This window comes from Fuscovulum sp. (assembly GCA_035192965.1).
Classification (GTDB): Bacteria; Pseudomonadota; Alphaproteobacteria; order Rhodobacterales; family Rhodobacteraceae; genus Paragemmobacter.
In genome coordinates this window covers 3,597,194-3,610,456 of the sequence record CP136571.1, presented here as the reverse complement: position 1 = coordinate 3,610,456, position 13,263 = coordinate 3,597,194, and the positions used below count along the sequence as shown (strand labels likewise).

Sequence of the window (13,263 nt, the reverse complement as noted above, 5' to 3'; positions counted from 1 at the left end):
GGCGCTGAATGCGCCTGTCGTGAAAGCGATATGCTGGTCCCGTGTCATGGGGCGCGACGATACGCAGGAATTGCGGCAGCGCAAGGCGGAAAACGCGCCTTGCCCGCGCTTTTCATCGGCTTATCTGCCCGGCCTGAATGTCGGGCCGGAACAGGGGGTGCCCCATGCGCGCAGTCATCATCGGATCATCGGGCGGCATCGGCGCGGCACTTGTCGCGGCGCTGGAGGGGCGGGGGGCTGCGGTCACCGGCCTGTCGCGGCGCGATCATGGGCTGGACCTGACGGATGAGGACAGCATCGCGCGGGTGCTGGCCCCGCTGGAGCCGGGGGTGGATCTGATCTTCATCGCGACGGGCGGGCTGGAGATCGACGGCGCGCGGCCGGAAAAGGCGCTGCGCGCGCTGGACCCGGCGGCGATGGCGGCGCAATTCGCGCTGAACGCCATCGGCCCGGCGCTGGTGCTGAAGCACGCGCTGCGGCTGGTTCCCAGGGATCGGCCTGCGAAGATCGCGGCGCTGTCGGCGCGGGTGGGGTCGATCGGGGATAATCGGCTGGGCGGTTGGCATGGTTATCGGGCGGCCAAGGCGGCGCTGAATCAAATCATCCGCACGGCATCCGTCGAACTGGCGCGCAACCATCCGCAGGCCACGCTGGTGGCGCTGCATCCCGGCACGGTGGCCACGTCGCTGACGGCGGCCTATGCGGGGGGGCATCCGACAGTGACGCCTGCGGTGGCGGCGGAAAACCTGCTGGCGGTGCTGGATGGGCTGACCCCGGCAGAGACGGGCGGGTTCTATGACTGGCAGGGGAAGGTGATCCCGTGGTGATCGTGACCTGCGCCATGGGCTTCATCTTGGCCCAAATACCCAAATCCGACGGTTCCATCCCGTGCCACGTATCAGGAGGGCGCGCATGACGCGTCTGATCCTGGTGCTGGGCGACCAGTTGACGCCCAATGTCGCGGCGCTGCGCGCGGCAGGGCCGGGCGATGTGGTGGTGATGGCCGAGGTGATGGCAGAGGGCAGCCATGTGCCCCACCATCCGCAGAAGATCGCGCTGATCCTGTCGGCGATGCGGCATTTCGCCAATGATCTGCGCAGCAGTGGGGTGACGGTCGCCTATTCCAGGCTGGATGATGCCGACAACAGCCAGTCCATCCCCGGCGAATTGATCCGGCGCGCGGCAGAGTTTGGCGCGGCGCAGGTGATCGCCACCGCGCCGGGGGATTGGCGGCTGCGGCAGGCATTGGCGGATTGCCCGATCCCGGTGACGCAACTGCCCGATGATCGATTTTTGTGTTCAGAGAGTGAGTTCGCGGACTGGGCCGAAGGGCGCAAGCAATTGCGGATGGAGTGGTTCTATCGCGAGATGCGGCGCAAGACCGGGCTGATGATGGAGGGGGACAAGCCCGCGGGGGGGCAGTGGAATTTCGACCATGACAATCGCAAGCCCGCCAAGGCGGATCTGTTCCGCCCGCGCCCGCCGCGCTTTGCCCCCGATGCGGTGACGGAGGAGGTGCTGGCGCTGGTCGAGGCGCGGTTTGGCGCGCATTTCGGCGCGGTGCGGCCTTTTGGTTGGGGCGTGACGCGCACGGATGCGCTGGCCGCGCTGGACCATTTCGCCACCCATGCGCTGCCCACATTCGGGGATGAGCAGGATGCGATGCTGGCGGGGGATCCCACGCTGAGCCATGCGCTGATTTCGCCCTATCTGAATATCGGGTTGCTGACACCGATGGAAATCTGCCAGCGGGTCGAGGCGGAATGGCGCGCGGGGCGCGCGCCGATCAACGCGGCAGAGGGGTTCATCCGCCAGATCATCGGCTGGCGCGAGTTCATTCGCGGCATCTGGGCGCTGGAGGGGCCGGAGTATCTGACGCGCAATGCGCTGGGCCATTCCCGCGCGTTGCCGCCGCTTTACTGGGGGGGCAAGACGCGGATGCGCTGCCTGTCGCATGCGGTGGGGCAGACGCGCGACCTCGCCTATGCCCATCACATTCAGCGGCTGATGGTGACCGGGAATTTCGCCCTGCTGGCCGGGGTGGACCCCGGCGCGGTGCATGAATGGTATCTGTCGGTCTATGCCGATGCCTTTGAATGGGTGGAGGCACCGAACACACTGGGGATGAGCCAATTCGCCGATGGCGGTGTGGTGGGGTCCAAGCCTTACGTCAGTTCCGGGGCCTATATCGACCGGATGTCGGATTACTGCGGCGGCTGTGCCTATAAGGTGAAGGAAAAGTCAGGGGCGGCGGCCTGTCCGTTCAACCTGTTGTATTGGCATTTCCTGACCCGGCACCGAGCGCGGTTTGAGGCCAATCCGCGGATGGCGCAGATGTACCGGACCTGGGACAAGATGGAGGCAGGGCATAAGGACCGGGTGCTGCGCGAGGCCGATCTGTTTCTGGCGCGGATGGATGCGGGTGAGGTGGTTTGAGGCCCTTGCCTTGAAGCGGCATCTTCAGTGGCAGCGTAGCAGGACGATTTTTCATGCGAAAAATCAGGGGGCGTTCCGCCCCCTCGGAGCTTCCGCTCCTCACCCCCGGAGGATATTTTTTGCAGAGAAGAGAGGGGCGGGTCAGTTTTCTGCGGGAGCGGGGGCTGCTTCCGGTGCCGCTGGTGGCTCTGTCGGTGCTTCCGGTTGCGCTTCGGGCGGGGCCACGAGGATGCCGTTGAGCCAGTTGCCTTCGGCCACCTGACCGCTGGCATAGGTGAGTTTGCCCTGTCCCTGCCGTTTGCCCTTTTCGAACGCGCCTTCATAGATATCGCCGCCGGGATAGGTGGCGCGGCCCTGACCGTGGATTTCGCCATCAAGCCACGCGCCTTCATAGATGAAACCATCCGGCATGGTCAGCTTGCCCGTGCCGTGGCGCAGGCCGGCCTTGAAATCTCCCTCATAAACCGACCCGTCGGCAAAAGTGGCGGTGCCTTTGCCTTCGCGCAGGCCTGCTTTCCATTGGCCGTCATAGACATAGCCATCGGGCTTGGTCATCTTGCCCTGGCCTTCGGGTTTGGCGTCGACGAAACGCCCCTGATAGACCGACCCGTCGGCATAGGTGGCGGTTCCGGTGCCGGTGATCACGCCGGCCGCCCAATCGCCTTCATAGGTGGAGCCGTCGGCATAGGTGATCTTGCCCTTGCCCTGCGGCCGGTCAGCGACCAGCGCGCCCTGATAGACCGCGCCATCGGGATAGGTCAGCTTGCCTTGGCCCGACAGGCTGCCTTCGGACCAGATGCCTTCGAGGACATAACCATCGGTGCTGCGGAACACGCCTTGCCCGCTGCGGCGGTCGGCGGTGAAATTGCCCTGATAGACATCGCCATTGGCGTAGGTCAGCGTGCCGGTGCCGGTTTTCAGCCCGTCCTTGAAGGCGCCTTCATAGACATCGCCATTGGCCTGCGTCAGCTTGCCCTGACCGTTGATCTGGCCATCCAGCCAATCGCCGACATAGGTCATCCCGTCCGGCAGGGTGAGCGTGCCGCGCCCGCTGCGTTGGCCTGCCTTGAGCATCCCGTCATAGACCGCGCCATCGGGATAGGTGACCTTGCCTTCGCCATCCTTTTCGCCCGCGACCCAGCTGCCCTCAAACCGATAGCCGCCGGGGCCTTCCATCACGCCGCGGCCATCATGTTTGCCGTCCTTGAAGCGCCCGGTATAGACCGCGCCATTTGCATAGCGGGCAACACCCGCCCCGGTGATCGCGCCCGCGACCCAGTCGCCCTCATAGCTTCCGCCATCGGGATAGGTGATCTTGCCCTTGCCTTCGGGTTTGCCTGCGACGAAGGCGCCTTCATAGACCGACCCGTTGGGATAGGTGGCGCGTCCGGTGCCGGTGATCTGGCCATCCTGCCATTCGCCGGAATATTCGAACCCGTTGGGCAGGCGATAGGTGCCGATGCCATGCTGGAGCCCGTTGCGGAAGGTGCCTTCATAGACCGATCCGTCATCATATTGCTTGGTGATGACCTCGCCCTCGTCCTGCGCATAGGCGCCTGCGGGCATGGCCAGCGCCGCCGCCAAGGTGAGTGCCCAAACTGCCCGTCCGTTCCGCATCCCTGCCGCCTGTCTGTCCATCATCCCACTTGCGCGGTGCAGCCTAGCCGCCGCCCCGGCCTGCCGCAAGCCGCGCACCTTTCCCTTCGCCTTCGTTCTGCTAGAACGATCTGGAAAGAACAGGGATATTCCGCGCATGAGCGATACCTTCCGTCTGACGCTGGCGCAGCTGAACCCCACGGTGGGGGCCATCGCCGCCAATGCCGCCCGCGCCCGCGCCCTGTGGGAAGAGGCCAAGGCCGCCCGCGCCGACATGGCCGCGCTGACGGAGATGTTCATCACCGGCTATCAGACGCAGGATCTCATCCAGAAGCCCGCCTTCGTGGCCGAGGCGATTGCGGCGATCGAGGGGTTGGCGCGCGATTGCGCCGATGGCCCGGCGCTGGGCATCGGGGGGCCTGCGCTGCGGGATGGGCGGTTGTTCAACGCCTATTACATCCTGCAGGGCGGGCAGATCACGGCAACCGTGCTGAAGCATCATCTGCCCAATGACGGGGTGTTTGATGAAAAGCGGCTGTTCACCCCGGCCGATGTGCATGGCCCCTATGTGGTCAACGGGGTGCGCATCGGCACGCCGATCTGCGAGGACAGCTGGCACCCGGATGTGGCCGAGACGCTGGCCGAGACGGGGGCCGAGATCCTGCTGGTGCCCAACGGATCGCCCTATCATCGCGGCAAGCCGGACCTGCGGCTGAACCTGATGGTGTCGCGCGTGGTCGAGACGGGGCTGCCGCTGGTGTATCTCAACATGACCGGCGGGCAGGATGATCAGGTGTTTGACGGCTGTTCCATGGTGCTGAACCCGGGCGGGCATCTGGCGGTGCAGTTCCCGCAATTCGACGATTGCGTGACGCATGTGGATTTCACCCGCACCGGTGAGGGATGGCAGGCGCAAAAGGGGGCCATCGCGCCGATCCCCCCGGTGGCCGAGGCCGATTACCGCGCCATGACGGTGGGGCTGCATGACTATCTGGCGAAATCGGGTTTTTCCAAGGTGGTTTTGGGCCTGTCGGGCGGGATTGATTCGGCGCTGGTGGCGACGATTGCCGCCGATGCGCTGGGGCCGGAAAATGTGCATTGCGTGATGCTGCCATCCGAATTCACCTCGGCCCATTCGCTTGAGGATGCGGGGGATTGCGCGAGGCGGCTGGGGGCAAAGCTGGATACGATCCCGATTTCGGGGCCGCAGGCGGCGGTGGGGGTGGCGCTGGCACCGCTGTTTGCGGGGACCACGCCGGGGATCACCGAAGAGAACATCCAGTCGCGGCTGCGTGGCCTGCTGCTGATGGCCTTGTCGAACAAGTTTGGCGCGATGCTCTTGACCACGGGGAACAAGTCCGAGGTGGCGGTGGGCTATTGCACGATCTATGGCGACATGAACGGTGGCTATAACCCGATCAAGGATCTGTGGAAGACGCGGGTGTTCGACACCTGTCGCTGGCGGAATGAGAACCACCGTCCCTGGATGAAAGGCCCGCGCGATGAGGTGATCCCGCAGCGCATCATCGACAAGCCGCCCAGCGCCGAATTGCGCCCGGACCAGCGGGATGATGACAGCCTGCCGCCCTATGACATTCTGGATGCCATTCTTGAGGGGCTGGTGGAAAAGGATCTGTCGGTTGCGCAGATCGTGGCGCAGGGCTTTGATCTGGCGACCGTGAAACGGGTGGAAAGCCTGCTTTATACCTCGGAATGGAAGCGTTTTCAGGCTGCCCCCGGCGTGCGGTTAACGCAAAAGGCGTTCTGGCTGGATCGGCGCTATCCGATGGTGAACCGCTGGCGCGATGGCAGCGGCGCGGCCTGATCCGGGCGACAGCGCTTGTGGCTGGCGTTGGCAGGGGGCCTTGCCCCCTCGCCGCCTGCGGCGGCTCACCCCCGGGGTATTTTTGCCAAGATGAAGGGGCGGGGTTTCATCTTGGCCCAAATACCCATCTTCGGCCTGATCAGGGCGCGGCGACGGTGAAGGGGGCGATGGCCATCACGCGGTAGTGGTCATCGAACATCAGCCGCGCTTCATAGTCGCCGGGGGTGAGTTCTTCGTAAAGCTCATCAGCGGGGAAAGTCAGATCGCCCGCGATGCGGGACCCGGTGTAGGCGAAGCCGAGGTAGTTGTAGACCGAGGGATCGCCTTTTCGGTAGATGCCCACCCAATCCAGCTTGAACCCGGGCGCACCGGAGAAGCGCAGGGTGACGTCGCTGCCGGGGGTGACGGGGGCCGTGACCTCCATCCGGGCCAGCCCGTCTTGCGGGATGATATGAAAGGAGGTGCGGGCCAGTTCCGCGCCTTGGTCATTGAGCAGCACGGCGTCATAGGGGCCGGGGTCCAGCCCGATGGTGGACAGCCGGACGGTGGGCCGGTCGGCGGCATTGACATCGGCGATACCGGTGAGCGCCTGATCGGGGCGCGCGCCGGGGGGCAGGACATAGGCGGAATAGGTGCCGCCCTCTGGCAGCAGCGCGCGCAAAAGGAAGCTGCCCCCGGCCTGCACCGGGCGGGGTTCCACGGCGATGCGGGGCGGGGCAGGGATGGGGGTGACCGCGACCTCGGACAGGACGGCGCGGTGGTCCGAGGGCCAGGGTGTAGCGGAGAGGCCGTTTTGGGGATTTCCAGCCTCACCCATCACGAGCGATGAGAGGGTGTTGCCATTGGCAAGCCAGATGAAATCGATCCGGTCCAGCGTTTCGCCTTTGGGGAGGAAAGGCGCGGGGCGGCCGGGTGTCCATGTCAGGCCGGGTTGGGCGGCGGGGTCGGGGTTTGCGGCGCGGAAGGTATCGGTGAAGCCTGCTGCCTCCATCGCGTTGGAAACGGGCCAGGCGATGGCGCGATCTCCGGTCCAGTCGCGATGCGACGGGCTGTTGAAATCGCCTGTGACCAGCACCGGCGCACCGGACGCGATGACCGGGGCAAGGCCGGCGATCAGGGCCTCGGCCTCGGGCAGGCGGGTGTCGGCCTCATTGGCCAGAACATCGGCGGGTGTTGCACCGTCGCGCAGCAGTTCGGGGCCGTAGGGATCGGAGGTGAGATGCGTGTTGACCAGCGCCACCACCTTGCCCGGCGCAACCAGTGCCCAGATATGCAAGGCATCCGGGTCCAGCCCGGCGGTGGAATAGGGCGGAGCCTCGGTCGCCTGCGTTTCGCCTGCGCCAGAATCAAAAAGCGGGTAGCGCGACAGGATATGCCGCCGTGTGTCGACGTAAGGATACCCTGCCAGAGCCGCGATATCCGCCGTGCGGCCATCGGGTTCCTGCAGACCCACCACATCGGCATCGGCCAGACGGATGGCTTCGATCACTTGGGCGAAACTGACTTGATCGCCGCCATACCAGATGTTGAAGCTGAGAACCTTGATCCGGACGGGATCATCCGCCCGCGCGGGCAGAGTGGCGAGGGTCAGGCAGGAAAGGATCAGGGCCAGAAGGGAGAACAGGTGCATCGGCAGCACTCCATCTGTCGGGGCATGAGCGCAGTCTGTCAGGCATTGTTAAAGCCTGCGCGACAGCCGGGAGGGCGATCAAGGGAAAAGCGGTGCGCCGAGGGGGCTTTTGACCAAGGCGAATGATGGGTGCCGGAAGGGTAAAGGGCGCGTCGCCCGATCCTGCGCGGTGGATCAGGTTTCGCTGACCACCGCCTCGGGCAGTAGGCGCGCGACATCCTCGGACCGGCAAAGCTCGGTGGCGGCGGACATGACGGCGGCGGCGGCGGCGGCCACGCCTTGGGCCAGCGCCTGGGCCTCGGACTGGCCGCGCGCGAGGGCCAGGATATAGCCCCCGACAAAGCTGTCGCCCGCGCCGACCTTGGAGTTCACCGTCACCTTCGGGGCCTTGGCAAAGAGGCGGCGGGTGGCATCGGCCAGCACCGACCCATCTGCCCCGCGCGCCACGACGACCTTTTTCGCCACGCCGCGTGCCACTAGGGATTGGGCGAAATCGGCGGTCTCGGTCCGGGTGTCCAGTTTGCGGCCTGCCAGCGCCTCGGCCTCTTCGCCGTCCATGCGCAAGAGGTCCAGTCCGGGGATGGGATGGGTCACCGCCTGAGTGAGGGCGGCACCCGACGTGTCCAGCACCACGCGCATCCCGGCCATGGAGGCGGCAAGGCGGGCGGGGAAATCCATCGGCACACCGGGTGGCTGGCTGCCAGAGATGACGGCAAAGCCGCCCGGCTTGCCTGCGGCGCGCAAGAGCATGAAGACGCGGTCCTGATCGGCATCCGACCAGACCGGGCCAGGCAGCATGAAGCGGTATTGGCGGCCGGTGGCGGCCTCATTCACTGTCAGGCTCTGGCGGGTTTCGCCGGGGCCGGTGATGCCCAGAAACATCACGCCTTCGCGCCGGATCAGCACGGCCAGCCGGTCGCCGGTGAGCCCGCCAAGGGCCACGAGGGCGAGGGATTCACCGCCAAGGGCATGGATCGCACGGCTGACGTTCAGGCCGCCACCGCCGGGATCAAGCTGGGGTTCCGAGCAGCGCAGCTTTTCATCGGCCACCATCTGCGGTACCGATGTCGCCATATCCAGCGCCGGGTTGAGGGTGAGCGTCAGGATCGGGGTCTGCTGGAAAACGGCTGTGTTTTCAGACATGTGCTGCTTCCCCCTGATCGACGCGGGCCTGTGCCCCAGGGCCACGATAGCGCTAACGCCCGGTGCCGGGCAACCGCTGTTCGGTTGGGGAAAGGGGAGGGGGTGCGGGGGAGGGGGCGGTTGCCCCCTCCCCCGTTGAATCAGAGCATCAGCTGATAGCTGGCCGGGACGTAGCGGAAGCCGTCGCCATTCGCTTCGACGAAGCCCACACCGGGGAAGGGCATGTGATAGCCCGCGAAGGGGATCTTGTCGGTGGCGAGCATGCCAAGGATCGTGCGCCGGGTGGCGGCGGCCTGCGCCTTGTCCTGATCGAAGCGCACTTCCCAATCGGGATAGGCCAGCGACCAGACATAGTGGTTGGTCGTGTCGGCCAGAATGGCCATCCGCGCGCCGTTTGATTCCAGCATATAGGTGAAATGCCCCGGCGTGTGGCCCGGTGCGGCCATGGCGGTGATGCCCGACACCACGGCGCCGCCATCATCGAGGAAGGTGAACTTGTCGTTCAGCGGTTTGACCTTGGCGTCGAAGCCTTCGTTTGCCGCAGTGGACCAGTTGTTGTGTTCGGTCGCGCCAGTCACGTAGCGGGCATTGGCATAGGTCACTTCGCCCGCGTCATTGGAAAGGCCGCCGATATGGTCGCCATGCATATGGGTCAGGACCACGATGTCGATCTGATCGGGGGTGATCCCGGCGCTGGCAAGGGCGGCGGTGGTGGCGTCGCTGGCAAGGCCGGTGTCAAACAGCACCAGTTCCGCACCGGTGTTCACGACGACGGGGGTGAAGAAGTTGTAGGTCTTGTCGGCGGGGATGAAGTTCGCAGCCGAGGCGGCGGCAAATTCTTCGGGGGTGACGTTCATGCCAAAGGTTTCCTGCGGCTTGTCACCGGCGCGGGCGCCGGCGAGGATCGTCGTCACCTCGAACGCGCCAAGTTTGGCGCGGTTGAACAGGGCGCTGGCCGGGCCCTGCTGCGGGGCGGCGGCAAGGGCCGGGCGTGCCGAGAGCAGCGCGGGGGCGGCAAAGGGAAGGGTGGCACCGGCGAGCAGCGCGTGGCGGCGGGACAGGGTCGTCATGGCATCCTCCTGAGAAAAACTGCCCAAAAGGATAGGAAGGCCGGCCTTTCCGGCCAGTCACGGTTAAGTCAGGTCATGTGCAGTGGCGCACATCTGCTCTGCAATCATTTTGAGAGTGGCTTTTGAGGGTCGTCATTCCCACCACGGGTCGATGGCCGCGATATCTTCATCCGACCAGCCGAAGTGGTGGGCGAATTCGTGGATCACGACATGGGTGATCAGATCGCCAAGGCCCACATCGCCGCGGTCGATCCACTCCTCAAGGATCGGGCGGCGAAACAGCCAGACGATATCGGGATGGTCGGGCTGATCCATCACGGATTTCTCTGTCAGCGGAATGCCTTCGTAGAGACCGGTCAATTCGTAGGGATCGTTGAGGTCCATCGCTTCGAGCATGTCATCGGGCGGGAAGTCGACGACGCGCAGGGCGACCTTGGTGGCAATGTCGCGCCAGGGTTGGGGCAGCGAGATCACCGCGCCATGGGCAAGCTGTTCGAACAAGGCCAGATCGGGGGCGGTGAAGGCGTCCCAGCCGGGAGGTTGGGTATCGGGGGTGTCCGTATCGGCAGTGGGGTCGGCGGTTGTCATGGGGCGGCCTTTCCTGCCGGGGGTCTGGTGCAGATATGGACAAAAGGGACCGCCTGTGAAAGAGGGACAGGGTCCATCGGAGCCTGTCAAATGACCACCGTCACCACCCGTTTCGCGCCGTCGCCCACCGGATATATCCATGTGGGCAACCTGCGCACCGCGCTGATGAATTACCTGATCACCCGCAAGGCGGGGGGGACGTTCATCCTGCGGCTGGATGACACCGATCAGGAACGGTCAAAGCAGGAATACATCGACGGGCTGCTGGCCGATCTGGATTGGCTGGGCATCCGCTATGACCGGATCGAGCAGCAATCCAAGCGGATGGCGCGTTATGCCGAAGCGGCCGAGACGCTGAAGGCGGCGGGGCGGTTCTATGAATGTTTCGAGACGCCGGTCGAGTTGGACCTGAAGCGCAAGAAATTGCTGAACATGGGCAAGCCGCCGGTTTATGACCGCGCGTCGCTGCACCTGACCGAAGAGCAGAAGGCCGCGTATCGGGCCGAGGGGCGGCAGGGCTATTGGCGGTTCCGTCTGGATCAGGAGCGGATCGAATGGCGCGACGGGATCATCGGTGACATTTCCATTGATGCGGCGTCGGTGTCGGACCCGGTGCTGATCAAGGCGGATGGGCAGGTTCTTTATACCTTCGCGTCATCGGTGGATGATGTGGATATGGGCGTCACCCATATCGTGCGGGGCGCGGACCATGTGACGAACACGGCCACGCAGATCCAGATCATGAAGGCGCTGGGCGGGGTGCCGCCGACCTTCGCGCACCACAGCCTGTTGACCGGGCCGCAGGGCGAGGAATTGTCCAAACGCCTTGGCGTGCTGAGCCTGCGCGACCTGCGGGCGCGGGGGGTTGCACCCTTGGCGCTGATGTCGCTGATGGCGCGGCTGGGATCATCGAAGCCGGTGGAGCTGGCGACGTCGATGCAGGATCTGATCGACGGGTTCGATGTGGGATCGTTCGGGTCGGCGCCGACGAAGTTTGATGCCGAAGACCTGTTCCCGCTGACGCGGGCCTATGTGCAGAGCCTGCCGTTTGAGGCGGTGGCCGACAAGGTTGCAGCACTTGGCGTGCCGGCGGATGAGGCCGAGGCGTTCTGGGCGGTCGCCAAGGGCAATATCACCGTGCTGGATGATCTGGCGGAGTGGTCGGTGTTGTTCCGGGATGGGGCCGAGCCGCTGATCGAGCCGGAGGATGCCGCGTTCATCACGCAGGCCGTGGCCCTGCTGCCGCCGCGTCCCTGGACTCATGCGACATGGGGCGAATGGACCGAGGCTGTGAAGACCGCGACTGGCCGCAAGGGCAAAGCGCTTTACATGCCGTTGCGCAAGGCGCTGACGGGACGGGTGAACGGGCCCGAGATGGCGGATGTGATGCCGCTTTTGAAGGTGGTTCGGGCGGGCTGAGGCCACGAATTTTCTGCGAAAATTCTGGCGCTTTGCCGGGGCGGTCGTGCCCGTGGCGGGCGTTCAATGGGTATTTAAGCCAAGGTGAAACGGCATGGCGTCTTTTGAAGAGACAGGCGTGACGCCGGCGGCGAAGGCCCCGGTTCAGGGCAAGTTCGTGACCGGGAACCTGTTCCGGCATATCGCGGTGATGTCGCTGACATCTTCGGTCGGGTTGATGGCGATCTTTGTCGTTGATCTGATCAACCTTCTGTACATTTCCTGGCTTCAGGACCCGGTGAAGACGGCGGCCATCGGCTATGCCGGGGCTGTGCTGTTTTTCACCACGGCTTTTGGCATCGGGCTTTCGGTTGGCGTGTCGGCGCTGGTGTCGCGGGCGGTCGGGTCGCGCGATCTGGCGCTGGCGCGGCAGCGCACGACCGAAGGGCTGCTGCTGGGGGCCGGGTTCGGGGCCGCTTTTGCGGCGGTGGTCTGGCTGGCCTTGCCGCCCATCGTGGGGTTGCTGGGGGCCGAGGGGGCGACGGCGGCGGAGACGCTGCATTACCTGCGGATTATCATCCCGTCGCAGCCCTTGCTGATGATCGGGATGATCGGGGCGGGGGTGCTGCGCGCGCATGGCGATGCGCGGCGGTCGATGATGGTGACGGTCTGGGGCGCGGTGGTGCTGGCAGCGCTGGACCCGGTGCTGATCCTGTGGGCGGACCTTGGGCTGACCGGGGCGGCGCTGGCGGGGTGGGGGTCGCGGGCGGCGATTGCGGGCATGGCGCTGTGGCCGATCTGGCGGCATTACGGGGGGTTCGGGCGCCCGTCGGGGGCGAGCGTGGTGGCGGCGGCGGCGCCGTTGTTCGCGATCTCTGGCCCGGCCATCCTCACGCAACTGGCCACCCCGGTGGGGCAGGCGGTGGTGACGCGGATGGTGGCGGGATATGGCGAGGCGGCGGTGGCCGGGATGGCGATTGCCGGGCGGCTGACGCCGGTGGCGTTCGGAATCATCTTTGCGCTGTCGGGCGCGGTGGGGCCGATCATCGGGCAGAACCTTGGTGCCGGGAAGATGGACCGGGTGCGGCGGACGCTGCGCGAGTCGATCCTGTTTTCGGGGATCGTGATCGTGGTCATGTCGGCCGTGCTGTTCGCGGCGCGGGGGGCGATTGCGGATGCCTTCCATGCCGAGGGGTTGACGCGGGATCTGATCTATCTGTTCTGCGGGCCGCTGAGTTTGCTGTTCTTTTTCAACGGGATGATCTTTGTCGCCAATGCCGTGTGCAACAATCTGGGCGCGGCGATGCAATCGACGATGGTGAACTGGGGGCGGCATACGATCGGGACGGTGCCTTTTGCCTGGGCCTTCGGGCAATGGTGGGGCGCGCCCGGCGTGCTGGTGGGCCAAGCGGTGGGGGGTATCCTGTTCGGGGTGCTGGCGGTCTGGCTGGCGCTGCGCGTGGTGGACCGGGTGACCAAAACCCGCGCGGTTTAACGCGTGGTGCATGTCGGGGACGGGTTGCATACCGTCGCATATGATTTCCCCCTTGCCGGATCGATTGGGCCGGGTTAGGCAA

Annotated in this window: 10 protein-coding genes; 5 read left to right on the top strand and 5 right to left on the bottom strand. The window is 65.5% G+C overall.

The features are described from left to right. Nucleotides 1-164: 164 nt before the first annotated feature. Together RSE12_17745 and RSE12_17740 are read left to right on the top strand one after the other, a co-directional pair. Entirely contained in the window at nt 165-827 is a 663-nt protein-coding gene (locus tag RSE12_17745) for an SDR family NAD(P)-dependent oxidoreductase (GenBank protein ID WRH62190.1), read from the top strand. 85 nt (nt 828-912) lie between these two features. After that, nucleotides 913-2,436, top strand: coding sequence for a cryptochrome/photolyase family protein (locus RSE12_17740; GenBank protein ID WRH62189.1), 1,524 nt, complete (start codon nt 913-915; stop codon nt 2,434-2,436). 141 nt (nt 2,437-2,577) lie between these two features. Here RSE12_17740 and RSE12_17735 read toward each other — a convergent pair whose 3' ends face one another. Further along, the gene (locus RSE12_17735) at nt 2,578-4,053 is read right to left on the bottom strand and encodes a 2-isopropylmalate synthase (protein ID WRH62188.1); all 1,476 of its coding nucleotides are present in this window, start codon (nt 4,051-4,053) and stop codon (nt 2,578-2,580) included. Between the two features lie 136 nt (nt 4,054-4,189). Between RSE12_17735 and RSE12_17730 the strand changes: the two genes are divergently transcribed. Further along, nucleotides 4,190-5,857, top strand: a complete 1,668-nt coding sequence (locus RSE12_17730) for an NAD+ synthase (GenBank protein ID WRH62187.1) — start codon at nt 4,190-4,192, stop codon at nt 5,855-5,857. A gap of 139 nt (nt 5,858-5,996) precedes the next feature. On the opposite strand, the gene RSE12_17725 is transcribed toward RSE12_17730, so the two are convergent. The 4 genes from RSE12_17725 to RSE12_17710 form a co-directional block, all read right to left on the bottom strand. Then, nucleotides 5,997-7,487, bottom strand: a complete 1,491-nt coding sequence (locus RSE12_17725) for an endonuclease/exonuclease/phosphatase family protein (GenBank protein ID WRH62186.1) — start codon at nt 7,485-7,487, stop codon at nt 5,997-5,999. A gap of 174 nt (nt 7,488-7,661) precedes the next feature. Then, the gene (locus tag RSE12_17720) at nt 7,662-8,630 is read right to left on the bottom strand and encodes a 1-phosphofructokinase family hexose kinase (GenBank protein WRH62185.1); all 969 of its coding nucleotides are present in this window, start codon (nt 8,628-8,630) and stop codon (nt 7,662-7,664) included. 140 nt (nt 8,631-8,770) lie between these two features. Next, entirely contained in the window at nt 8,771-9,700 is a 930-nt protein-coding gene (locus tag RSE12_17715) for an MBL fold metallo-hydrolase (protein WRH62184.1), read from the bottom strand. Nucleotides 9,701-9,832: 132 nt separating this feature from the next. Then, complete coding sequence (locus RSE12_17710; GenBank protein WRH62183.1) at nt 9,833-10,288, bottom strand: metallopeptidase family protein; 456 nt, start codon at nt 10,286-10,288, stop codon at nt 9,833-9,835. Nucleotides 10,289-10,378: 90 nt separating this feature from the next. Here RSE12_17710 and gltX point away from each other — a divergent pair, with 90 nt between their 5' ends. Together gltX and RSE12_17700 are read left to right on the top strand one after the other, a co-directional pair. After that, the gene (gltX, locus tag RSE12_17705; protein ID WRH62182.1) at nt 10,379-11,707 is read left to right on the top strand and encodes a glutamate--tRNA ligase; all 1,329 of its coding nucleotides are present in this window, start codon (nt 10,379-10,381) and stop codon (nt 11,705-11,707) included. 94 nt (nt 11,708-11,801) lie between these two features. Then, the gene (locus RSE12_17700; GenBank protein WRH62181.1) at nt 11,802-13,181 is read left to right on the top strand and encodes an MATE family efflux transporter; all 1,380 of its coding nucleotides are present in this window, start codon (nt 11,802-11,804) and stop codon (nt 13,179-13,181) included. The last annotated feature ends 82 nt before the right edge of the window (nt 13,182-13,263 follow it).

Excerpts from the sequence above, each read along its gene's own strand:
- gltX (WRH62182.1), top strand. The coding sequence starts at position 10,379 with ATGACCACCGTCACCACCCGTTTCGCGCCGTCGCCCACCGGATATATC.
- RSE12_17745 (WRH62190.1), top strand. The coding sequence starts at position 165 with ATGCGCGCAGTCATCATCGGATCATCGGGCGGCATCGGCGCGGCACTT.
- RSE12_17700 (WRH62181.1), top strand. The coding sequence starts at position 11,802 with ATGGCGTCTTTTGAAGAGACAGGCGTGACGCCGGCGGCGAAGGCCCCG.
- RSE12_17710 (WRH62183.1), bottom strand. The coding sequence starts at position 10,288 with ATGACAACCGCCGACCCCACTGCCGATACGGACACCCCCGATACCCAA.
- RSE12_17735 (WRH62188.1), bottom strand. The coding sequence starts at position 4,053 with ATGCGGAACGGACGGGCAGTTTGGGCACTCACCTTGGCGGCGGCGCTG.
- RSE12_17725 (WRH62186.1), bottom strand. The coding sequence starts at position 7,487 with ATGCACCTGTTCTCCCTTCTGGCCCTGATCCTTTCCTGCCTGACCCTC.
- RSE12_17730 (WRH62187.1), top strand. The coding sequence starts at position 4,190 with ATGAGCGATACCTTCCGTCTGACGCTGGCGCAGCTGAACCCCACGGTG.
- RSE12_17740 (WRH62189.1), top strand. The coding sequence starts at position 913 with ATGACGCGTCTGATCCTGGTGCTGGGCGACCAGTTGACGCCCAATGTC.
- RSE12_17720 (WRH62185.1), bottom strand. The coding sequence starts at position 8,630 with ATGTCTGAAAACACAGCCGTTTTCCAGCAGACCCCGATCCTGACGCTC.
- RSE12_17715 (WRH62184.1), bottom strand. The coding sequence starts at position 9,700 with ATGACGACCCTGTCCCGCCGCCACGCGCTGCTCGCCGGTGCCACCCTT.